Source organism: Pseudomonas sp. p50(2008) (genome assembly GCF_015351605.1).
GTDB lineage: Bacteria > Pseudomonadota > Gammaproteobacteria > Pseudomonadales > Pseudomonadaceae > Aquipseudomonas.
Genome location: NZ_JACMYF010000004.1, coordinates 88458 through 109067, shown reverse-complemented (window position 1 = coordinate 109067; position 20610 = coordinate 88458). Strand labels below are relative to the sequence as shown.

Below are 20610 nucleotides of genomic sequence, written 5' to 3'. Positions count from 1 at the left end.
TGAACAGCTCAGATTGTGACCAGACCTCGTACGCCCTCGGCTTCCATGTTTTCGCCGCGACCCTGCTGCACGATTTCGCCCCGGGACATCACCAGGTAGTGATCGGCCAGTTCGGCGGCGAAATCGTAGAATTGCTCCACCAGCAAAATCGCCATGTCACCACGGGCCGCGAGCTTCTTGATGACCGCGCCGATTTCCTTGATTACCGACGGCTGGATGCCTTCGGTGGGTTCATCAAGAATCAGCAGGCGCGGACGGCTGGCCAGCGCCCGGCCGATGGCAAGCTGTTGCTGCTGACCACCGGACAAGTCACCGCCGCGCCGCTGTTTCATTTGCAGCAACACCGGGAACAGTTCGTAAATGAAGGCCGGTACTTCCTTGGCCTCGGCCCCCGGGAAACGCGACAGGCCCATCAGCAGGTTTTCTTCCACGGTCAGGCGCCCGAAGATCTCGCGACCTTGCGGCACATACGCGATGCCTGCATGCACCCGTTGATGCGGCTTGAACGTAGTGATCGGCTTGCCTTCCCAATTCACCGCGCCCTCTTTGGCGGGCAGCAAACCCATCAGGCATTTGAGCAGGGTGGTCTTGCCGACGCCGTTGCGCCCGAGCAGGCAGGTAACCTCGCCCACCTTCACGTCAAACGTCAGGCCGCGCAGGATGTGGCTACCGCCGTAGTACTGGTGCAGCTTGTCGACTTGCAGCATTTCAAACTCTCCTACAGTGATCGTTCCCACGCTCTGCGTGGTAATGCCGCCATGGACGCTCCGCGTCCGCCGTTATGTGACGCGGAGCGTCACGGGATGCACTCCCACGTGGAGCGTGGGGACGATCATCTCAGCGACCGAGATATACCTCGATCACCCGTTCGTTATCCTGCACCTGCGCAAGCGACCCTTCGGCCAGCACGCTGCCCTGGTGCAACACCGTCACGTGGTCGGCAATCGAGCCGACAAAACCCATGTCGTGCTCCACGACCATCAGTGAATGTTTGCCGGCCAGGCGTTTGAACAGTTCGGCGGTGAACTCGGTTTCGGCGTCGGTCATGCCCGCCACCGGCTCATCGAGCAGCAACAGTTGCGGGTCCTGCATCAGCAACATGCCGATCTCCAGGAACTGCTTCTGACCGTGGGACAGAAGACCTGCGGGGCGATTGACCGAGCTGGTCAGGCGAATGGTTTCCAGCACCTCGCTGATGCGATCCTTCTGTTCGCCACTCAACTTCGCCCGCAGGCTGGCCCATACCGATTTGTCGGTTTTCTGCGCCAGCTCCAGGTTTTCAAACACGCTCAGGGCTTCGAACACCGTCGGTTTCTGGAACTTGCGACCAATGCCCGCCTGAGCGATTTGCACTTCGCTCATCTGTGTCAGGTCGAGGGTCTCACCGAACCAGGCCTTGCCATGACTGGGACGCGTCTTGCCGGTAATCACGTCCATCAGGGTGGTCTTGCCCGCGCCGTTGGGGCCGATGATGCAGCGCAGTTCACCGACACCGATGTACAGGTTGAGATTGTTCAACGCCTTGAAACCATCAAAGCTGACGCTGATGTCCTCCAGGGTCAGGATGGTGCCGTGGCGAGTGTCCAGGCCAGGGCCGGCGCGTTGGCCGAGGCCGATGGCATCGCGGCTGCTGCCGGCATCCTTGTTGGGCTCCACGGGAAAGAAGGCCGGTTCGAGCATGAATTCAGCCGTCGCAGTCACTCTCATTGTTCACCCCTTTTCTTCAGCAGACCGATCACGCCTTTGGGCAGGTACAGGGTCACGACGATGAACAGCGCGCCGAGGAAGAACAGCCAGTATTCCGGGAACGCGACGGTGAACCAGCTCTTCATGCCGTTGACCACACCGGCACCCAACAGGGGCCCGATCAACGTGCCGCGACCGCCCAGGGCTACCCAGACGGCGGCCTCGATGGAGTTGGTTGGCGACATTTCACTCGGGTTGATGATGCCGACTTGCGGTACGTACAAGGCGCCGGCCAAGCCGCACAACACCGCGCTCAATACCCAGACAAACAGCTTGAAACCACGCGGGTCGTAGCCACAGAACATCAGGCGATTTTCGGCATCGCGCAACGCAGTCAACACCCGGCCGAACTTGCTTTGCGCCAGCCTCCACCCGATGAACAGGCTCGCCACCAGCAACACCACGGTGGCAAAAAACAGCACGGCGCGAGTGCCTGGCTCGGTGATGCCGAAACCCAGAATGGTGCGGAAATTGGTGAAGCCGTTGTTGCCGCCAAATCCGGTTTCATTGCGAAAAAACAGCAGCATGCCGGCGAAGGTCAGGGCCTGGGTCATGATCGAAAAATACACGCCCTTGATCCGCGAGCGGAACGCGAAGAAACCGAACACCAGCGCCAACAGTCCCGGTGCCAGCACTACCAGGCACATCGACCAGAGGAAGCTGCTGGTGCCTGTCCAGTACCACGGCAATTCGGTCCAGGACAGGAACGTCATGAACGCGGGCAGGCCATCCCCCGAGGCCTGGCGCATCAGGTACATGCCCATGGCGTAGCCGCCGAGGGCGAAGAACAGACCGTGACCCAGGGACAGCAGGCCGGCGTAACCCCAAACCAGGTCCAGCGCCAAAGCGACGATGGCATAGCAAAGAATCTTGCCCACCAATGTCAGCGTGTAGGCGGAAACGTGAAAAACGCTGAGGGGCGATAACAGCGACAGCAGCGGCAATGCCAACAGTAAAACAAGGATCACCGCACCAACGGCGATCGTGACTTTCGGGCCGGCTTTTTTTGTCGCGGTAACGAGCAGGGGCTGGTTCATCAGTCGATCACCCGTCCTTTCAGTGCAAAGAGGCCTTGCGGACGTTTCTGGATGAACAGAATGATCAGCGCGAGGATCAGGATCTTGCCGAGCACCGCACCGATCTGCGGTTCGAGAATCTTGTTGGCGATACCCAGCCCGAAAGCGGCCAGCACACTGCCGGCCAACTGACCGACACCCCCGAGCACCACCACCAGGAACGAGTCGATGATGTAGCTCTGGCCGAGGTCGGGGCCGACGTTGCCGATCTGGCTCAGGGCTACGCCACCGAGTCCGGCAATGCCTGAGCCGAGGCCGAATGCGAGCATGTCGACGCGTCCGGTGGGCACGCCGCAGCACGCTGCCATGTTGCGGTTCTGAGTGACGGCACGCACGTTCAGGCCCAGGCGTGTTTTGTTCAGCAGCAGCCAGGTCAGCACCACCACGAACAGCGCGAATGCAATGATCACGATGCGGTTGTACGGCAGCACCAGGTTGGGCAGAACTTGAATGCCGCCGGAGAGCCACTGCGGGTTGGCGACTTCAACGTTCTGCGCGCCGAACAGCAATCGCACCAGTTGAATCAACATCAGGCTGATGCCCCAGGTGGCGAGCAGGGTTTCCAGCGGGCGGCCGTACAAGTGACGGATGACCGTGCGTTCGAGCGCCATGCCGATGGCCGCCGTAACGAAGAAGGCCACCGGCAATGCGATCAAGGGATAAAACTCGATGGCCTGTGGTGCGAAGCGCTGGAACATCATCTGCACGACGTAGGTCGAGTAAGCCCCCAGCATCAGCATCTCGCCGTGGGCCATGTTGATAACGCCGAGCAGGCCGAAGGTGATCGCCAGACCGAGTGCCGCCAGCAGCAGAATTGAACCGAGGGACATGCCGCTGAAGGCTTGCCCCAGGATCTCGCCGATCAGCAATTTGCGTTTGACCTGGGCCAGGCTGGTTTCGGCTGCCGTGCGTACCGTGGCATCGGTTTCGACGCTGGGCTCCAGCAGACTTTCGAGGCGGGTACGGGCCAGTGGATCGCCCGTTTCGCCGAGCAGACGTACGGCGGCGAGACGCACCGCCGGGTCACTGTCCACCAGTTGCAGGTTGGCCAGTGCAAGACTCAAGGCTGCGTGAACGCCCTCGTCCTGTTCGGCGGCGAGTTGCAGGTCGAGAAATTTCAGCTGCGCCGGTTTGGCACTTTTCTGCAATTGCTGCGCGGCGGCGAGACGAATTTTTGCGTCGGCTGCGAGCAATTGGTGACTGGCCAGCGCGGTGTCGATCAGACCCCGCAGGCGGTTGTTCAGGCGCAGGGTTTTGACTTGTCCGTCGACGGTCAGCGCGCCTTGTTGCAGGGCGTTGATCAGTTCGATACGGGCAGGGTCGGGCTGCGCAGCCCAGGATTCGAGCAGCTTTGCCTGTTGCACGGGATTGGCGGCGACGAAGTCTTCGGCATCGCTGGCGTGGGTGGCCATCGGTATCAGCAGCGCGATGGCGAGGATGAAACGGTAGAGAGCGGTGGGCATATGCAGGCCTTGCGCGGACTATATGTAGGCGTGAGCCTGCTCGCGATAGCGGTTTATCAATCAACAACTCTGTTGACTGTCCCACCGCTATCGCGAGCAGGCTCACTCCTACAGGGTTTTTTGTCGGTCCCGGACGAAGTGTCCGGGCCCGACATCCATTGGCTTAGTTGCTCTTCACCGCGTAATCCGGCTTCTTGTCGTTGCCGACAATGAACGGGCTCCACGGTTCGGCACGGATCGGGCCTTCGGTCTGCCACACCACGTTGAACTGACCATCAGCCTGGATCTCGCCAATCATCACGGGCTTGTGCAGGTGGTGGTTGGTTTTGTCCATGGTCAGCGTGTAGCCGGACGGGGCGGCGAAGGTCTGGCCGGCGAGGGCTTCGCGTACCTTGTCGACGTCGGTGGATTTGGCTTTTTCTACCGCTTGCGCCCACATGTGGATGCCGACGTAGGTGGCTTCCATCGGGTCGTTGGTCACCGCTTTATCCGCGCCCGGCAAATTGTGTTTCTTGGCGTAGGCTTTCCAGTCGGCGACGAACCGGGTGTTCGCCGGGTTCTGGACCGACTCGAAGTAGTTCCACGCCGCCAGGTTGCCTACCAGGGGTTTGGTGTCGATGCCGCGCAGCTCTTCTTCGCCGACGGAGAACGCCACGACCGGTACGTCGGTGGCTTTCAAACCCTGGTTGGCGAGTTCTTTATAGAACGGTACGTTGGAGTCGCCGTTGACCGTGGAGATGACAGCTGTCTTGCCACCGGCCGAGAATTTTTTGATGTTGGCCACAATGGTCTGGTAATCGCTGTGACCGAATGGCGTATAGACCTCTTCGATGTCTTTGTCTGCCACGCCTTTGGAATGCAGGAACGAGCGCAGGATTTTATTGGTGGTACGTGGGTAGACATAGTCGGTGCCGAGCAGGAAGTAGCGCTTGGCACTGCCGCCTTCTTCGCTCATCAGGTATTCCACGGCCGGGATCGCCTGCTGATTCGGTGCGGCGCCGGTGTAGAACACGTTCGGCGACATCTCTTCGCCCTCATATTGCACGGGATAGAAGAGCAGGCCATTGAGCTCTTCGAACACTGGCAATACCGATTTGCGCGACACCGATGTCCAGCAGCCAAAGACCACGGCAACCTTGTCCTGAGTCAGCAGCTGCCGGCCTTTTTCGGCGAACAACGGCCAGTTCGACGCTGGGTCGACCACCACAGGCTCCAGCATCTTGCCGTTCACGCCGCCCTTGGCGTTGATCTCGTCGATGGTCATCAACGCCATGTCTTTGAGGGAGGTTTCAGAGATCGCCATGGTGCCGGACAACGAGTGCAGGATACCGACCTTGATGGTCTCGGCGGCCTGGACAGTCCAGGTCATGCCCATCGCGGCAATCGATGCCGATAGTGTGAAAGCCTTGATCAAGCTGCGACGCTTCATTGTGCGATCTCCATGAACGTTAGATATTTTTCTTGGTTGGCAGATGCGGACTACTGAAGGGTCTTTAGCAAGGGCTGTGCCTGGTCGGCGAAAGGTGGAGAAATGACGTACCAGAGCGGTTGCGCTGCCTGGCGGCGCACTATGAAGGATCGCGTCTGGCGCGCTGGTGCGAGGTGGTGCGCCAGATTGGGGCGCATAAAGTGAACTCGTATCCCCGCTCATTCTCTGTGGGAGCAACGCTTGCTCGCGATGACGGCGTACCCACCACAGGGTTGTTGCCTGACACACCGCCATCGCGAGCAAGCTTTGCTCCTACAGGTGATCGTTGCTCCTGCGCTTCTCGAGAGAGGCGTGCGTCAGGATGTGGAGGCCGATTCGGTCTGCCGATTGAAACGCGAAAACAGCACCTTATCCAAAATCCACACCACCACGAGCGACGCACCTACCAGCGGGAACGCCACCGCCAGCGCAAACATGATGACCATCGCGGTTTTCCATTTCGGCAGGTCGTGACGCAGTGGCGGCACACCGAATTTGCCCTGCGGACGACGCTTCCACCAGATCACCACGCCACTGACGGCACTGAGCAGAATCATCAGGCAGATCAGCAGCACCATGATCTGGTTGAACACCCCAAACATTTTGCCCTCGTGCAACATCACGCCCACTTCCGTAGCCCGGGCGACGTTGCCGTAGTGTTCCCAACGCACGTCAGCGAGGACGTTGCCGGTGTATTGATCGACATGCAGGGTGGCGTCGTTTCGCGGGTCGTCGGCAAACACCGCGATGGTGAACACGCCCGTCGCGGTGGTCGGAAACGTGATGCTGTAGCCCGGCTCGACCTTGCGCTGCTGGGCGATGTTTTGCACCGCTTGCAAGCTGATGGTCGGTGCCGCAGGACCAGCTTTCGCATCGCCGTGGTTCATGTGTTCGGCGTGGTCGCCGGACATCGGCATCGGCGTGTTTTCCATCGCCCAGGGCACGGTCTGGCGCGTGGCGGTATTGAGGCTGCGAGCCTCGACGTCGGACTTGGGCATGTCATTCCACATCGCATCCGGGAAGACATTCCACACGCCCGCGTATTGTTTGCCCCAGAAGCCGGTCCAGGTCATGCCGCTGAGCAACATCACCAGCAGAAACGCGGCGCCCCAGAAGCCGGTGACGGCGTGCAGGTCGCGCCACAGCACTCGACCGCGACTGCTCAAGCGCGGCCATAGAATGCCAGCTGCCTGACCGCGAGGCCACCACAGAAAGACGCCGGAGACCACCAGCACAATGCCCCAGCCGGCGGCGAGTTCGACCAGTCGATCACCCACGGTGCCGATCATCAGTTCGCCGTGAATCGACCGCGCGATGGCCTGCAGATTCATCTTGGCGTCTTGCTCACCCAGGATATCGCCGTGATAGGGGTCGACGAACACGTTGAGCTCGGTGCCTTCGTTAACGACGACAAATTGCGCGCTGCGTTCTGCACTGATTGGCGGCAGGTATTGCTTGATCGTTGCTTGTGGATACGCCTCTTTGACCCGCTTGAGCAGGTCGTCGGCCGCCACCGTGTGGTGGCCGGCCGGGACGTTCAGCAAGCTGCCGTACATCAACGGATCGAGTTGCGGTTTGAACAGGTAAATAACGCCGGTCAACGCCAGCATCACCATGAAAGGCGCGACGAACAGACCGGCATAGAAATGCCAACGCCAGGCCAGGTTGTAGAAATTCACTTTGGGCTGTTTCATTGGTTGTGCTCCGCTTGGCAAATCAGTCGTTTGTTAAAAGATCGCAGCCTCGTTTCACTCGACAGCTCCTACACAGCTCCTACAGAGCGGCTACGGGAGATCCTGTTCATGCAGGAGCGGCCGCTGGCTGCGATCTTTTGACTTTTCTTGTTAGAAGCTCATGTCCACTTTGGTCCAGAGCGTGCGCCCCGGTTCTTTAATGGCCTGCGGGTCATTGGCCGGGTAGCCGAAACCCGCGTTCCCCGCCAGGTTCAGGTGCTCGGCGTAAGCCTTGCCGAACAGGTTGTCCACACCAGAACTGACCTTCCAGTTCTTGTTGATCCGGTAGGCACCATTGAGCGAGAACACCCCGAAGCCTGCCGTTTTGTCGAAGTCCTTGCCGACCACGTTGCCCTTGTTCTGGTCGATACGGTTTTGCGCGGCGACCACTCTCCACAGTGCGCCGGCGCTCCAGTTGTCTTCGCTGTAGGTCAAGCCGAAACGCGCATCCAGCGGCGGCATTTGTGGCAATGCGCTGCCGTCGCTGCTGTTCTTGCCCCAGGCGTAGGCCAGGGTTGCATCAGCCTTCCAGTGGCTGGTCAGCTTGTAGGCCGCGCCGAGTTCGCCACCCATGATCCGCGCGTCGATGTTTTCGGCCTGGGAGGTCATGCCCATCATCCCGGGCGTGTAGTTGAACAGGATGTAGTCGCGTACCTGCCCGATGTAGCCCGAGGCCCAGGCGTCGAGTTCTTCGGTTTTGTATTGCAGGCCGAAATCGAGCTGGGTGGTTTTTTCGGGTTTGATCGAATCGAAGGCGTTCACCGATCCGACAGGCCCGGAGTTGGGCGAGAACAGCTCCCAGTAATCCGGGAACCGCTGGGTGTGACCTAGGCCGGCATAGAGCGTGGTCGGGCTGTCCGCCAGGTCATGCTCGTAGCGGACGAAGCCGCTGGGCAGGGTGTCGGCGCGGGTGTCGTCGGCGGTCGGATTGGGGCGCGTCATCATCCCCGAGCCGGTGGTCTGACGGAAATCCTTGGCCGAGGCGCGGTCCAGTCGCGCACCTGTGATCAGCCGGTCGTTGTCGGTGGCGTACCAGGTCAGCTCGCTGAACACGCCGTAGTTATGGAAGTCGGCGTCCTTGGTGTACGGCAGGTTCTTATAGGTATCGATGCCCATGGCGCTGCGTTGGCGGTGTTCGTTGGTCTGCGCGTCGATGCCGCTGATCAACTGCACATCGGCCCAGCGCCAGGTCGCCTTGATCCGTGCGCCGAGGGTCCGGCGGTCGACGTTCGAGGCCATGGGGCCGGCCATCATCCCGGTGCCGGAAGGCGTGCGCAGGGTGTAGTTGTCCATCACGTGGTCGGCGTAGTTGTAGTAGACCTGCGCTTCGACCTTATCCAGCACCTCGCCCATGTTCGACTTCTCGAAACGGAGGCCGAGGCTTTCACGCTTGAACTGTGAGCCGTCCATGCCGCGTCCAGCGTAACGCGCTTCGCCATCGCCCTTGCCGGCGGTCAATTCCAGCAGGGTGTCGGCGTCCGGTGTCCAGCCCACCGCGACGTCGCCATTCCACTTGTCGTAGCGTGACGGCACGGTGTCGTTGTTGCCGTCCTTGTAGTCGTCGGCATGCGCGGTGTTGCCGATCACCCGAACATAACCCAGCGGACCGCCGGCAGCGGCATCCACCACCTTGTCGAAGCGGCCGTTGGAACCGGCCAGCACGCTGGCGTTCACTCGTGTGCCAAGCTCGCCGAAGCGTTCAGGCTCGCGGTCGAACAGGATGGTGCCGGCCGATGCGCCCGGTCCCCATAACACGGTTTGCGGGCCTTTGATGACGGTGAGTTTGTCGTAGGTTTCTGGCGAGATGTAAGAGGTTGGTGCGTCCATCCGGCCAGGGCAGGCGCCCAGCATCATGCCGCCGTTGGTGAGGATGTTGAGCCGCGAACCGAACATGCCGCGCAACACGGGATCACCGTTGGTGCCGCCGTTGCGCACCAGAGCGAAGCCTGGAATGGTCTTCAGGTAATCGCCGCCGTCGCTGGCTGGTACCGGTTGGCGCGGGTCCTTGGGGTTGGTGACGATGGTCAGCGGGGAGCTGGGCGCGATGGCAGTGATCACCGTCGGGCTCAGTTCTTCGCCATGACCTGCGTGTTCATCGGCCAGCACCATGGGTGTCAGCAAAGCGCCACAAAGAAGGGCGGTGGCGTGCCTGAAACGAACGCGGGATTCATTCAGGGCAAAAGTAGCTTGGGCAGCGCTCAAGCGTGTGTCAGCACAAAACCTGGACATGACAATTTCCATCGAACAGTCGTAAACGACACGGCCGGCAGCGTTGGGCTGTCTTCGATACCGTGTGAGATCGGATGTGGGTGTTTACGCGACGACGGGCGGGGCTCGGGTGCGAGCACCGGGGAAGAAGGTTTGCCGGGCGTGGCCCAGGCGCGGGGAGGGAGTACTGAAGGTTGTGGCTGTGGGGGTATCGAATGCGACGAAAGACTGGCCGCCGGTCAGTGCCGGGCAGTTGAACAACAGGCTGCAGTAGCCGCATTTCTCCCAGAGGGCGTGGTGATCGGGTTGTGGCGGGCAATGCTCTGCGGCGGGTTGGGCGCCGTGGTCCATGGCCGACATGTCCATCGACATGTTCATGGAGCCGGACAGGCTCGCGCGTTGATCCATCGGCATCGGCATCGACTGAGAAATCAGTGGGCCGATAAAGATCATCAACATGGCGAACAGGCTGATCCAGCTGCCGCGGGTCAGGCTCAAAGGCTGACGACGGGAGGCGGATGACCTGGCGTTAAGCGGGCGCATGGGCGGGCTCGGTGCTGTCGGTTACTGGGTATGCTCGTGCGCTTGCATGCCATCCGGCGCCTGCTTCTGCACCGAGACTTCAACGGTTACGTCACCGGACTTCTCGAAGTGCATCGTCAGCGGGAAGTGTTTGCCATCGGCCAGCAGGCTGCGGTCTTTCAGCTCCAGCAGCATGACGTGATACGCCATCGGCGCGAAAGTGATTTCGCCACCGGCAGGGATTTCGACGCTCGGAACCTGCTGCATTTTCATCAGGTCGTTCTGCTTGATGTGCTCGTGCAACTGGGCCTCGCCAGCAATTGGCGAGTCGACACTGAGCAGGCGGTCAGCGGTTTTGCCTTTGTTGTGAATCACGAAATACGCCGCGACGGTCGGCGCATTGGGCGGCAGTTCCTGAGACCAGGGGTGAGCGATTTCCAGCTCGCCGGCCTTGTATTCATGGGCGGTGGCAAAGCAGGCAGGCAGCAGCAACGCAGCCAGAACGATGAGTTTGTTCAACATGGCAGTACTCCGGATGGATTCAAGACGCAGTCAATTGCGAGAGGGAATCACACCATAGGGGACGCGCGGGGGTTCAGGCTCGGCCATTGCTGGCGCGGAGTGGGTGTGTCGAGTGCGGCGGGGGGCTGGCTTCGGTTGGCTTCGAAACGGGCGAAAAATGGTTGTGGTTCATGCCCGGGCAACGCCACAAGAGGCGAGGAACCGGAGCAACACCAGCAGTGCTGCATGTTGGAATGATCGTCGTTTTGCGGGGCTTTCTGCTCGATGTCGCCGATGGAAATCGCCACCATCTTCGTGCCGCCGGAGGTGCAGAAGCTGCCCCATAACAGTTGTTCGGCAGGCGACTTCGCCGACTGCGCCATCGCACCGGTCATCGGCATGGCGAGCATGTTGAATAGCACTGCGAAGCAGGCGATCCAGGCAATTGCGAGCCGTTGTCGGGACATGGGACAAATCCGGTGGGTGGGCGATCAGGCGCGGCTATTTAGCCTGATCAGGGCCGATAAGTAAAAACGTGGCATGCGGTGTGGTGTCGCAGCACGTTTAGACAGCGATGGCATGCAAGCGCAAGCCCAAGGCCTTCATAACTTTCATGATAGTCGCGAATTCAGGATTGCCAGTGCTGCTCAGCGCTTTGTATAGGCTCTCACGACCCAGACCCGCATCACGGGCAATCCGGGTCATGCCTTGAGCTCTGGCGATATCGTTGAGAGCTGCACGTATCAGAACACCGTCGCCTGCATCCTCTTCAAAGCAGGCATCCAGGTAAGCCGCCATTTCTGCCGGCGTCTTAAGAAAGTCTGCAGCATCGAAACGGACAAATTGTTCGGACATGATTTACTCCTCATTGCCGATGTTTTGCGCCATTTGGATAGCGCGTTTGATATCTCGCTTTTGAGTCGACTTGTCACCTCCGATCAGGAGCAGATAAACAATCTCGCCCCGGCGGGAGAAGTACATTCTGTAGCCCGGACCATAATGAACACGCATTTCATAAACGGCTTCGCCTACGGATTCACAATCGCCGAAGTTTCCGTGTTCGGCAGCCCGGAGTCGCGCGATGATCCGAGCTTTACCTACGGTATCTTTCAATGAGTCGAGCCAGACGGCGAACGCTTCGGAACGCTCAAAGTTGAACATGATCGATCGTATTCCTTGGGATACACGCAGGCAAGCAGCATTTTTTCGGGACGGGCCCGATGTCCCGCAGTTGCGGGTGAATGTGCTTGGCACAGGCAAAGAACACGTACGATAAAAGTGAAGCCGCTGATCGTATAGCCGGCGCCTTCCGAGATTGTTGCCGGCAAAGTCGTGATTTTTTGCAGTCTTCAGGAATCGTCTGACACGCACAGCGCTTTTATTAACTCACCTACCGACCCAAACTCTCGATCAACCCCCGGCAACACCGGCCGCTTCAACACCAGCACCGGCACCCCACGCTCGCGCGCCACTTCCAGCTTCGGCTCGGTGGCCGTACTGCCGCTGTTCTTGCTGATCAGCACATCGATCTGCCGACGCTCGAACAGTTCGCGCTCATCGTCGATCAGGAACGGGCCGCGGGCGCCGATGACTTCGCAGCGTTCGTTACCCGGATACGCGTCCAGCGCGCGCAACGTCCAGAATTGCTCTGGCGGAATTTCGTGCAGGTGTTGCAAGGGCTCGCGACCGAGGGTGAACAACGGGCGTCTGAAGGGTTTCAGGGCTACGATCAATTCGCTCCAGTCACTGACTTCGCGCCAGTCATCGCCGGCCTGTGGCTGCCAGGCCGGACGTCGCAGTGCCCAGCAGGGAATGGCGCTCGCGCGAGCCGCGGTGGCAGCGTTCCGGCTGATTTGCGCGGCGTAGGGGTGGGTCGCATCCAGCAATAGCTCGACCCCTTCATCGAGAATGAATTGCGCCAACCCTTCGGCGCCGCCGTAACCGCCGACACGTACCTGACACTGCAAATCGGTGGGCACACGACCGATCCCCGCCAGGCTATAGATATGTTCCGGCCCAAGGGTGCGAGCGATGGCCAGGGCCTCGGTGACGCCGCCGAGCAACAAGATGCGTTTCATTGGAAAGCTCCCGCGTGGCCGACAACGCCGCCCTGACGATCAATGGCAAAGACTTCCACCTGAACCTGCGCCGGTACCACGCTGCGGGCGAAATCCAGGGCGTGCTGGCACACCGCATCGCCCAGCGCGATACCGGCGGCGCTAGCCATGGCCAGGGCTTGCTGACTGGTGTTGGCGTCGCGAATCGCTTGCTGCAGCGGTTCATCGGCACCTATTGCGGCGGCCCACTGCGCGAGTTGCGGCAAATCGATACTCGAATGTCGACTGTGCAGGTCCATGTGGCCGGCAGCCAGCTTGCTGATCTTGCCGAAACCTCCACACAGGCTGAGTCTGTCCACAGGCACTCTGCGCAGATGCTTGAGCACTGCGCCGACGAAGTCGCCCATTTCGATCAGGGCGATTTCCGGCAGGTCATAGACCCGGCGCATGGTGTCTTCGCTGGCATTGCCGGTGCAGGCGGCGATGTGCAGGTAGCCGTTGGTCTTCGCGACATCGATGCCTTGATGGATCGACGCAATGTAGGCTGCGCAGGAAAACGGCCGGACGATGCCGCTGGTGCCGAGAATCGACAGTCCGCCGAGAATTCCCAGGCGCGGGTTCATGGTTTTCAACGCCAGCGCCTCGCCACCTTCGACGTTGACCGTGACGTCGAAACCGCCGCGGTAGCCGAGTTCGTCTGCCAGCAGGGTCAGGTGGTCGGTGATCATTTTGCGCGGCACCGGATTGATCGCCGGTTCGCCGACGCCCAGTACCAGTCCTGGACGGGTCACGGTGCCGACGCCTTGGCCGGCGTTGAAGCGAATACCCGGTTGGGAATTCAGGCGTACCTGGGAATAGAGCAGGGCGCCATGGGTGACGTCCGGATCGTCACCTGCATCTTTGATCGTTCCTGCTTCGGCACCGTTGCCGATCAGCCGGCAGAACTCCAGGCGCATCTGTACGCGCTTGCCCTTGGGCAGGGTGATGTCCACCGCATCCGAACTCCCTCCGCCGAGCAGCAATCGAGCGGCCGCCAGGCTGGTGGCGGTGGCGCAGCTACCGGTGGTCAGGCCACTGCGCAGGGGCGTGGGTTGTTCAGCAGTTTCGTCACGCATCGAAAGGTTTGACCACGTCCAGCAGTGTAATGGGCAGCGCCTGACGCCAGGTATCAAAGTCGCCCAGGGGTTGCGCTTGCGCTATATGGATGCGCGTGAGCTCCCCGCCGTGCAGCTCGCGCCAACCCATGAGGGTCATTTCACTTTGCAATGTCACCGCGTTGGCGATCAACCGACCGCCTGGCTTGAGTGCAGTCCAGCAGGCCTCCAGCACGCCCTCGCGAGTGACACCGCCGCCGATGAACATCGCATCCGGGCGCTCAAGACCTTGCAGGGCTTGCGGCGCACTGCCGCGAATCAGCTGCAGCCCCGGCACCCCCAGTGCGTCGCGGTTGTGCTCGATCAAACGTTGTCGGCCTTCGTCGGCTTCGATGGCCAGCGCGCGGCAACTGGGGTGGGTGCGCATCCATTCGATACCAATCGAGCCGCTGCCCGCGCCCACGTCCCACAGGAGTTCACCCGGTGTCGGTGCCAGGCGCGCGAGGGTGATGGCGCGAACGTCACGTTTGGTCAGTTGACCGTCATGCTGGAAGGCGGAGTCGGGCAGGCCGGCCAGACGGGACAGACGCGGAGTGTCGGGCGCGGCAATGCAGTCGATGGCGATCAGATTGAGGTCGGCGATCAGCGGATCGTTCCAGTCATCGGCGACCCCATCGATGCGGCGCTCGTCTGCACCGCCCAAATGTTCCAGCACGCTCAGCCGACTCGGACCGAAACCGCGCTCGCGCAATTGCGCAGCGATCGCGGCAGGGCTTTGGCCGTCGTTGCTCAGTACCAGAAGGCGAACACCGCTGCCCCAATGCGCATTCAGCGCGGCAACTGGACGGGCAACCACTGACAGCGTCAGCGTGTCCTGCAACGCCCAACCCATCCGCGCGGCGGCGAGGGAGCAGGAAGACGGCGCGGGCAGGATCAGCATTTCATCTGCGGGTATTTGCCGAGCGAGGCTGGCGCCGACACCGAAGAACATCGGGTCTCCACTGGCCAGTACGCAGACGGGTTCGCCGCGACTTGCCAATACGGGTGCCAGGGAGAAGGGGCTGGGCCACAATTGCCGTTCGCCACGGATGCAGGCAGGCAACAAATCGAGTTGGCGCTGACCACCGATAATTCGCGAAGCGCTTAGCAACGCGTGTCGGGCAGTTTTGCCCAGCCCCTTGAAGCCTTCCTCACCGATACCTACCACCGTCAGCCAGGGGGTCATGCTGTTCCTCATTAATCAAGCGAAGCCGAATCATTGCATTGCTCAGGCCTGAGTAGTCCTGTGCGGTTGCGCATCATAGCGCGGTGTTAAGGGTATTCGCGTGTCGATAGCGGTTGAATGGGGTCACTGATGGAGATTGTCAAAGCGATGGGTACGGGGGCGGGTTCTTATTGTTTGTTTTTTCGCAGATCAAACTTCTTCATTTTTATCTCCCGTACTTTCCTCTCAATGATTGCTCTATTGCTTTCAAGTTTCTTTTTATCCAGTTTGAGATACGCCCGTTGCTGAATGATGGCGGCGGCGTGTCCTTCCCAATCCCAGAACAGGAAACTGCTTTTTTTCGTATAAGCCACCAGTTCCAGATTGAACACTGCGATGGTAAGGACGCCCTTTTCATCGTACCGCGCAGGGATGGCCTGAAAGCGCTGTCCCATCAGACTTTGCTCGTCGAGAGAGAACAGCGCGGGCTCGTTGTATTTAAGCGCGTCGAGCGTGTCGATCATGGCGTTCCCTTGTCGGGTGTCCGGCATGGCTTGAGCACTTTGAACGAGGAAATCCGCAACGCTCCTCGAGAGCCCGGAACGCTTGCGTGTAACGATGGCATCCTGAAAGACAGACCAGCCCAGGAAATGCAGCGTGGAGACATATTCGTCCAGCCATTCTGTCGAGTCGAGAAAGCGGCTGTAGACCATGTCAGCGGATCGGGTGGCGATCTGGGTGCTGTCAGTCAAATCATCGTGATCTTGCAGTGAGAGGTCACCAATGCACGAAACCAGACTGTGTCCGGTCAGCAAACCAGGGGGTTTTTCATTATTCATGTGCGATTCCTGTTCATTAATCAAACTTCCGTTTTAAGTGTTGATTGAAAGTACAAGAGCAGGCACAGGGTTAAAACAAGAGAGGCTTAGGGAATTAATACTGGCTGTTAAGTGTTTGTGACGACAGGGCACCAAGAGCGTTTCAGAATTCAAGTGCCTGAGGAACGGCGCGTTTCGTCGTCTATGTGCTTGAGCTTTTCATCCGGCCCGGCAAAGCAGGCATAATGCCGCCCTTGATCCCGTTAACGGCCATCCCGTGAAATCACGTCCGACCTCCAGTCCCTTGCGCCCTTCGGCTTGCCCCGGATTGTTGCGTGTCGTCCAGGCGCTGGACGGCGGGATCTGCCGGATCAAACTCGACGGTGGCTCGATCCGCACCGATCAAGCCCTGGCAGTGGCTGATGCCGCCGAGCGATATGCCGGTGGCGTGATAGAGGCCACCAATCGGGCCAACCTGCAAATTCGCGGTATTGGTGAACAGGCAACAGCGCTGATCGATCATTTGCTGGCCGCCGAATTGGGCCCCACCACCGTTGCAGGCGACGACGTTCGCAACTTGATGCTGAGCCCTGCTGCCGGCATTGACCCCCAAATGCTGATCGACAGTCGTCCCCTGGCCCGACAGGTTCTGGACAGCCTGCAAATCCATCCGCGCTTCCATGAGTTATCGGCCAAGTTTGCCGTGCAACTGGATGGTGGTGAGGCGCTGGCAATGCTCGAACATCCGCACGATCTCTGGCTGAGCGCGACGCAGAGAAACGGCGAGCTGCTGTTTGCTTTCGGTTTCGCGGGATGCCCGACTGACACGCCCATCGCGGCGGTACGTCTAAAGGACGGGCATGCTTTGGTGGTGGCCGTCCTGGAGTTGTTTCTTGAGCTCGCGCGACCGGACCAGACCCGCATGCGGCACCTGTTGGCGGAGCGTTCTGCCGATTCACTGCTACATCTGTTGGCCGGTCGCGTGTCACTGATCTCCCTTGATCAGTGGCGTCGAACGGTGACAGGTCCGGGCTTGCCGGTAGGTACCTACCCGCAGCTTCAGGAAGGCCTCGTGTATGTGGGCGTCATGCCGCCGCTGGGGCGTCTGGATCCTTCGATGCTCAGAGGCGCGGCTTACCTGGCTGCAGAATTCGCCGATGCAAGCCTGCGCCTGACCCCTTGGCAGAGTCTGCTGCTGCCCAACATTCGCCAGGCGGATGCATCGCTGGTCAGCCGGCGCTTGCAGGCGTTGGGATATCTGGTCGACACCCATCAGCCGCTGACTCATCTCGTTGCTTGCACCGGATCTGCCGGTTGCTGCAAAGGACTCTCCGACACCAAGGGTGATGCGCAACGGCTGTCCGTATTGCGACAAGGTCGACACGCACAGGAGCAGGTCCACCTGTCGGGCTGCCCGCGATCCTGTGCTTGCGCACACACCGCCCCCGTCACATTGCTGGCGACCCGTCAGGGTCACTACGACCTCTATTTTCGCGATGCAGCGCTGCCGGGTTTCGGCGCGCTGCAAGCACGCAATCTCACTATTGAAGCGGCGGGCGCATTGCTTGATGCCCGTCCACGGAGCCCCCTTGATGCTTGATTACATCCGCGACGGTCAGGAGATCTATCGCAACTCCTTCGCGATCATTCGTGCCGAGGCCAACCTTGAGCGAATCCCGGCCGATCTGGAAAAACTCGCGGTACGAGTGATCCACGCCTGCGGCATGGTCGATGCCATTGACGGCCTGCAGTTTTCCGAAGGCGCCGGCAAGGCCGGGCGCGATGCACTCGCCGCCGGCGCTCCGATCCTGTGTGATGCACGGATGGTGTCCGAGGGCGTTACCCGCACACGGCTGCCGGCCAACAACTCGGTTATCTGCACGCTGCGTGACGACAGCGTGCCGGACCTCGCCCGTGAACTGGGCAACACCCGGTCCGCCGCAGCGCTGGAATTGTGGCGCCCGCACCTGGAAGGCAGCGTGGTGGTCATCGGTAACGCACCGACGGCATTGTTTTATTTGCTGGAAATGCTCGATGCCGGCGCCCCGAAACCGGCGCTGATTCTTGGTTTTCCCGTGGGCTTTGTGGGCGCCGCCGAATCCAAGGCAGCGCTCGCGGCTGACAGTCGCGGCGTCCCGTTTGTAATCATGCAAGGCCGCCTCGGTGGAAGCGCCATGGCCGCAGCCGCCGTCAATGCCCTCGCCACGGAGATCGAATGATGCAGCCACGTGGACGCTTGATCGGTCTGGGGGTCGGGCCCGGTGATCCGGAACTGATTACCGTCAAGGCATTGCGCCTGTTGCGCGAGTCGCCGGTGGTGGCGTATTTCGTCGCCAAAGGCAAAAAGGGCAATGCGTTCGGCATCATCGAGGCTCATTTGCAGGATGCACAGACGTTGTTGCCGCTGGTGTATCCGGTGACCACCGAGGCGTTGCCGGCGCCGCTGTCGTATGAACAAGTGATCAGCGACTTCTACGACGCGGCAGGCGAAGAGCTTGCCGCGCATCTGGATGCCGGTCGCGATGTGGCGGTGATCTGCGAAGGCGATCCGTTCTTCTATGGCTCCTACATGTACCTGCACGATCGTCTGGCCGAGCGCTATGAAGCGCAGGTCGTACCGGGTGTCTGTTCGATGCTGGGAGGGGCTTCGGTACTGGGCGCGCCGCTGGTTTATCGCAATCAGAGCCTGTCGGTGTTATCAGGTGTCCTGCCCCATGAGGATCTCAAACGCCGCCTTGCCGATGCCGATGCCGCAGTAATCATGAAGCTGGGTCGCAACTTCCCCAAGGTTCGACAGGTCCTGGAAGAACTCGGGTTGGCGGAGCGTGCGCTGTACGTCGAGCGCGCGACCATGGCTAACCAGAAAATCGTGCCGCTGGATCAGGTCGAGCCGATGTCCTCGCCGTACTTCTCTTTGATCATCGTTCCAGGTGAAAGGTGGCAGGGCTGATGACTCATCCAGTTCCGGCGATCGTCATTCTCGGCGATGGCAGCCTCGCGACCGCGCGTGAGATTCAACGACTGCTGCCAGGCGCACTGATCCACGGCTTGTCTGGACGGGTAGAGGACGTGGACGTCATCTATCACGAATTCGGCTCCACCCTGCGCGAGCTCTATCAACAAAACACGCCCATCATTGCCCTGTGTGCAGCCGGAATCGTGATCCGCACGCTGGCGCCACTGCTCCTGGAAAAAGGCGCAGAACCGCCGGTACTGGCCGTTGCAGAAGACGGCAGTGCGGTGGTGCCGTTGTTGGGTGGACTGGGCGGTGTGAACGTGTTGGCCCGCGACATTGCTCAAGGGCTGGGCGTGGCAGCCGCCATTACCACCAGTGGCGAATTGCGGTTTGGCACCTGTTTGCTGAACCCGCCGAAAGGCTATGCGCTGGGCGACCTTGAACTCGGCAAGCGATTCGTTTCCGATTTGCTTGGTGGCGAGCCTGTTCGTATCGAGGGTGACGCGCCCTGGTTGGCGCAAGCGCAGTTGCTGCAGGATCAGCAGGCGAATCTGGCGATTCATGTGGGTAGCGCCGAGCGTGAGCCTGTCGCGAATGAGCTGCTGATTTACCCGAAAAGTGTACTGGCGTTGGTAAGTGCCGAGACCGCGGACCTGGCCGATGCGATTCGCCAGGCCCTGCAGCAGGCAAAAATTGCCGTGCAATCGTTGGCCTGTCTGTTGGCCAGTGATCAGCAGATGGCCAGTCAGGCGCTGCGTGATGCGGCTGATGAACTCGGTGTGCCGTTGCGGTTTTCTGCGGCTGGCAGTGTCAGCGATACGATCAGTGGGGCGATTGGGGCGGCGACTGTTCACAGCCATAACGGCATCACTGTCGCGGTCGCCGAGCATCCGCTGGATCCGTTGCTGATCGGTCGTCCCCGCGGGCGCCTGGCCGTTATCGGCCTGGGGCCGGGCGCTGCCGATTTGATGGTGCCGGCGGTCAAAGCGGAATTGGCTCGTGCCAACGATGTGCTCGGTTACGAAACCTACGTGCGCATGGCAGGGCCTTTTCGCGCTGATCAAATTCTGCATTGCACCGACAACCGCGAAGAGATGCAGCGTGCGCGTCACGCCTTCGAACTGGCGGCGCAAGGCCGTTCCGTTGTCGTGGTGTCCTCCGGGGACCCGGGCGTATTCGCCATGGCAGCGGCGGTGCTTGAAGCGCTGCATGAATCCAGTGACCCTGCGTGGCACAACGTCGACCTGGAGATTCTTCCTGGCGTCTCGGCATCGCTGGCGACCGCTGCCCAGGCAGGCGCACCCTTGGGGCATGACTTCTGTGTGCTGTCGCTGTCTGACAACCTCAAGCCCTGGGCGATCATCGAGAAGCGTCTGGATCTGGCCGCTCAAGCCGATCTGGCCATGGCGTTCTATAACCCGATCTCGCGCTCCCGTCCGTGGCAATTAGGCCGGGCGCTCGAGATAGTCGCGCAGCACCGTACACCTGAAACGCCCGTGGTATTGGGGCGTGATATCGGGCGTCCGGGGCAAACGTTGCGGGTCACCACACTGGGGCAATTGACCCCCGATCAGGTGGACATGCGAACGATGGTGTTGATCGGTTCGTCCACGACGCGTGTTTTCCCTCGCGCGGAAGGTCTGCCCTGGGTATACACCCCTCGAAGTTACGGCGATCAATTGCTCGATATAGCCAAGCCAATGATTGATTAAATCAACACCGGAATGTCCGGGCTTCAGGCTCGGAACACTCTGGCGGTTACTG

The 20610-nt window shown here is 60.5% G+C and carries 20 protein-coding genes; 4 read left to right on the top strand and 16 right to left on the bottom strand.

Translation table 11 applies throughout. The features are described from left to right. Positions 1 to 8 precede the first annotated feature (8 nt). The 16 genes from urtE to H7698_RS12215 all read right to left on the bottom strand — a co-directional run bounded on the left by urtE (position 9) and on the right by H7698_RS12215 (position 15911). Positions 9 to 707 (bottom strand): urea ABC transporter ATP-binding subunit UrtE, encoded by a 699-nt coding sequence (urtE, locus tag H7698_RS12290; RefSeq protein ID WP_162439155.1) that lies wholly within the window; start codon positions 705 to 707, stop codon positions 9 to 11. Positions 708 to 837: 130 nt separating this feature from the next. After that, positions 838 to 1707 (bottom strand): urea ABC transporter ATP-binding protein UrtD, encoded by an 870-nt coding sequence (gene urtD, locus H7698_RS12285; protein WP_194691544.1) that lies wholly within the window; start codon positions 1705 to 1707, stop codon positions 838 to 840. After that, complete coding sequence (gene urtC, locus H7698_RS12280) at positions 1704 to 2783, bottom strand: urea ABC transporter permease subunit UrtC (RefSeq protein WP_162439153.1); 1080 nt, start codon at positions 2781 to 2783, stop codon at positions 1704 to 1706. The genes urtD and urtC overlap by 4 nt, the downstream gene beginning before the upstream one ends. Then, positions 2783 to 4285, bottom strand: coding sequence for an urea ABC transporter permease subunit UrtB (gene urtB, locus H7698_RS12275; RefSeq protein ID WP_194691543.1), 1503 nt, complete (start codon positions 4283 to 4285; stop codon positions 2783 to 2785). The genes urtC and urtB overlap by 1 nt, the downstream gene beginning before the upstream one ends. A 163-nt stretch (positions 4286 to 4448) precedes the next feature. Beyond that, positions 4449 to 5714, bottom strand: coding sequence for an urea ABC transporter substrate-binding protein (gene urtA / locus H7698_RS12270; protein ID WP_162439151.1), 1266 nt, complete (start codon positions 5712 to 5714; stop codon positions 4449 to 4451). 356 nt (positions 5715 to 6070) lie between these two features. Beyond that, positions 6071 to 7447: a PepSY-associated TM helix domain-containing protein gene (locus H7698_RS12265; RefSeq protein ID WP_194691542.1), complete on the bottom strand. Its 1377-nt coding sequence runs from the start codon at positions 7445 to 7447 to the stop codon at positions 6071 to 6073. Between the two features lie 150 nt (positions 7448 to 7597). After that, positions 7598 to 9715: a TonB-dependent copper receptor gene (locus tag H7698_RS12260; protein ID WP_194691541.1), complete on the bottom strand. Its 2118-nt coding sequence runs from the start codon at positions 9713 to 9715 to the stop codon at positions 7598 to 7600. Between the two features lie 84 nt (positions 9716 to 9799). After that, entirely contained in the window at positions 9800 to 10237 is a 438-nt protein-coding gene (locus tag H7698_RS12255) for a DUF2946 domain-containing protein (RefSeq protein WP_194691540.1), read from the bottom strand. Positions 10238 to 10258: 21 nt separating this feature from the next. Next, on the bottom strand, positions 10259 to 10738 hold the full coding sequence (locus H7698_RS12250; protein ID WP_194691539.1) for a copper chaperone PCu(A)C: 480 nt from the start codon (positions 10736 to 10738) through the stop codon (positions 10259 to 10261). A gap of 47 nt (positions 10739 to 10785) precedes the next feature. Continuing rightward, a complete protein-coding gene (locus H7698_RS12245; RefSeq protein ID WP_194691538.1) occupies positions 10786 to 11184 on the bottom strand; it encodes a DUF2946 domain-containing protein in 399 nt (132 codons plus the stop codon). 97 nt (positions 11185 to 11281) lie between these two features. Further along, a complete protein-coding gene (locus H7698_RS12240; RefSeq protein ID WP_194691537.1) occupies positions 11282 to 11572 on the bottom strand; it encodes an addiction module antidote protein in 291 nt (96 codons plus the stop codon). A gap of 3 nt (positions 11573 to 11575) precedes the next feature. Beyond that, positions 11576 to 11878, bottom strand: coding sequence for a type II toxin-antitoxin system RelE/ParE family toxin (locus tag H7698_RS12235; protein WP_194691536.1), 303 nt, complete (start codon positions 11876 to 11878; stop codon positions 11576 to 11578). Between the two features lie 188 nt (positions 11879 to 12066). After that, positions 12067 to 12795: a cobalt-precorrin-6A reductase gene (locus tag H7698_RS12230; RefSeq protein WP_194691535.1), complete on the bottom strand. Its 729-nt coding sequence runs from the start codon at positions 12793 to 12795 to the stop codon at positions 12067 to 12069. Beyond that, on the bottom strand, positions 12792 to 13889 hold the full coding sequence (locus H7698_RS12225; protein ID WP_194691534.1) for a cobalt-precorrin-5B (C(1))-methyltransferase: 1098 nt from the start codon (positions 13887 to 13889) through the stop codon (positions 12792 to 12794). The genes H7698_RS12230 and H7698_RS12225 overlap by 4 nt, the downstream gene beginning before the upstream one ends. Beyond that, entirely contained in the window at positions 13882 to 15093 is a 1212-nt protein-coding gene (gene cbiE / locus H7698_RS12220) for a precorrin-6y C5,15-methyltransferase (decarboxylating) subunit CbiE (protein WP_194691533.1), read from the bottom strand. Before cbiE ends, H7698_RS12225 begins: the two co-directional genes overlap by 8 nt. A gap of 167 nt (positions 15094 to 15260) precedes the next feature. Beyond that, entirely contained in the window at positions 15261 to 15911 is a 651-nt protein-coding gene (locus tag H7698_RS12215) for a hypothetical protein (protein WP_194691532.1), read from the bottom strand. A 256-nt stretch (positions 15912 to 16167) separates the two neighbouring features. On the opposite strand from H7698_RS12215, the gene cobG reads away from it, so the two are divergent. The 4 genes from cobG to cobJ are packed head-to-tail and all read left to right on the top strand — an operon-like array spanning position 16168 to position 20558. Continuing rightward, on the top strand, positions 16168 to 17490 hold the full coding sequence (cobG, locus tag H7698_RS12210) for a precorrin-3B synthase (RefSeq protein WP_194691531.1): 1323 nt from the start codon (positions 16168 to 16170) through the stop codon (positions 17488 to 17490). Then, entirely contained in the window at positions 17483 to 18109 is a 627-nt protein-coding gene (locus tag H7698_RS12205; RefSeq protein ID WP_162439138.1) for a precorrin-8X methylmutase, read from the top strand. The genes cobG and H7698_RS12205 overlap by 8 nt, the downstream gene beginning before the upstream one ends. Continuing rightward, a complete protein-coding gene (locus tag H7698_RS12200) occupies positions 18109 to 18840 on the top strand; it encodes a precorrin-2 C(20)-methyltransferase (RefSeq protein ID WP_194691861.1) in 732 nt (243 codons plus the stop codon). Before H7698_RS12205 ends, H7698_RS12200 begins: the two co-directional genes overlap by 1 nt. Then, the gene (gene cobJ, locus H7698_RS12195; protein WP_194691530.1) at positions 18840 to 20558 is read left to right on the top strand and encodes a precorrin-3B C(17)-methyltransferase; all 1719 of its coding nucleotides are present in this window, start codon (positions 18840 to 18842) and stop codon (positions 20556 to 20558) included. The genes H7698_RS12200 and cobJ overlap by 1 nt, the downstream gene beginning before the upstream one ends. Positions 20559 to 20610 lie beyond the last annotated feature (52 nt).

Coding starts and splice junctions, on each gene's coding strand:
- urtA (WP_162439151.1), bottom strand. CDS start 5,714: ATGAAGCGTCGCAGCTTGATCAAGGCTTTCACACTATCGGCATCGATT.
- H7698_RS12225 (WP_194691534.1), bottom strand. CDS start 13,889: ATGCGTGACGAAACTGCTGAACAACCCACGCCCCTGCGCAGTGGCCTG.
- urtC (WP_162439153.1), bottom strand. CDS start 2,783: ATGAACCAGCCCCTGCTCGTTACCGCGACAAAAAAAGCCGGCCCGAAA.
- H7698_RS12245 (WP_194691538.1), bottom strand. CDS start 11,184: ATGTCCCGACAACGGCTCGCAATTGCCTGGATCGCCTGCTTCGCAGTG.
- H7698_RS12200 (WP_194691861.1), top strand. CDS start 18,109: ATGCAGCCACGTGGACGCTTGATCGGTCTGGGGGTCGGGCCCGGTGAT.
- H7698_RS12230 (WP_194691535.1), bottom strand. CDS start 12,795: ATGAAACGCATCTTGTTGCTCGGCGGCGTCACCGAGGCCCTGGCCATC.
- H7698_RS12205 (WP_162439138.1), top strand. CDS start 17,483: ATGCTTGATTACATCCGCGACGGTCAGGAGATCTATCGCAACTCCTTC.
- H7698_RS12240 (WP_194691537.1), bottom strand. CDS start 11,572: ATGTCCGAACAATTTGTCCGTTTCGATGCTGCAGACTTTCTTAAGACG.
- urtB (WP_194691543.1), bottom strand. CDS start 4,285: ATGCCCACCGCTCTCTACCGTTTCATCCTCGCCATCGCGCTGCTGATA.
- H7698_RS12255 (WP_194691540.1), bottom strand. CDS start 10,237: ATGCGCCCGCTTAACGCCAGGTCATCCGCCTCCCGTCGTCAGCCTTTG.
- H7698_RS12250 (WP_194691539.1), bottom strand. CDS start 10,738: ATGTTGAACAAACTCATCGTTCTGGCTGCGTTGCTGCTGCCTGCCTGC.
- urtE (WP_162439155.1), bottom strand. CDS start 707: ATGCTGCAAGTCGACAAGCTGCACCAGTACTACGGCGGTAGCCACATC.
- H7698_RS12215 (WP_194691532.1), bottom strand. CDS start 15,911: ATGAATAATGAAAAACCCCCTGGTTTGCTGACCGGACACAGTCTGGTT.
- cbiE (WP_194691533.1), bottom strand. CDS start 15,093: ATGACCCCCTGGCTGACGGTGGTAGGTATCGGTGAGGAAGGCTTCAAG.
- H7698_RS12235 (WP_194691536.1), bottom strand. CDS start 11,878: ATGTTCAACTTTGAGCGTTCCGAAGCGTTCGCCGTCTGGCTCGACTCA.
- urtD (WP_194691544.1), bottom strand. CDS start 1,707: ATGAGAGTGACTGCGACGGCTGAATTCATGCTCGAACCGGCCTTCTTT.
- H7698_RS12260 (WP_194691541.1), bottom strand. CDS start 9,715: ATGTCCAGGTTTTGTGCTGACACACGCTTGAGCGCTGCCCAAGCTACT.
- H7698_RS12265 (WP_194691542.1), bottom strand. CDS start 7,447: ATGAAACAGCCCAAAGTGAATTTCTACAACCTGGCCTGGCGTTGGCAT.
- cobJ (WP_194691530.1), top strand. CDS start 18,840: ATGACTCATCCAGTTCCGGCGATCGTCATTCTCGGCGATGGCAGCCTC.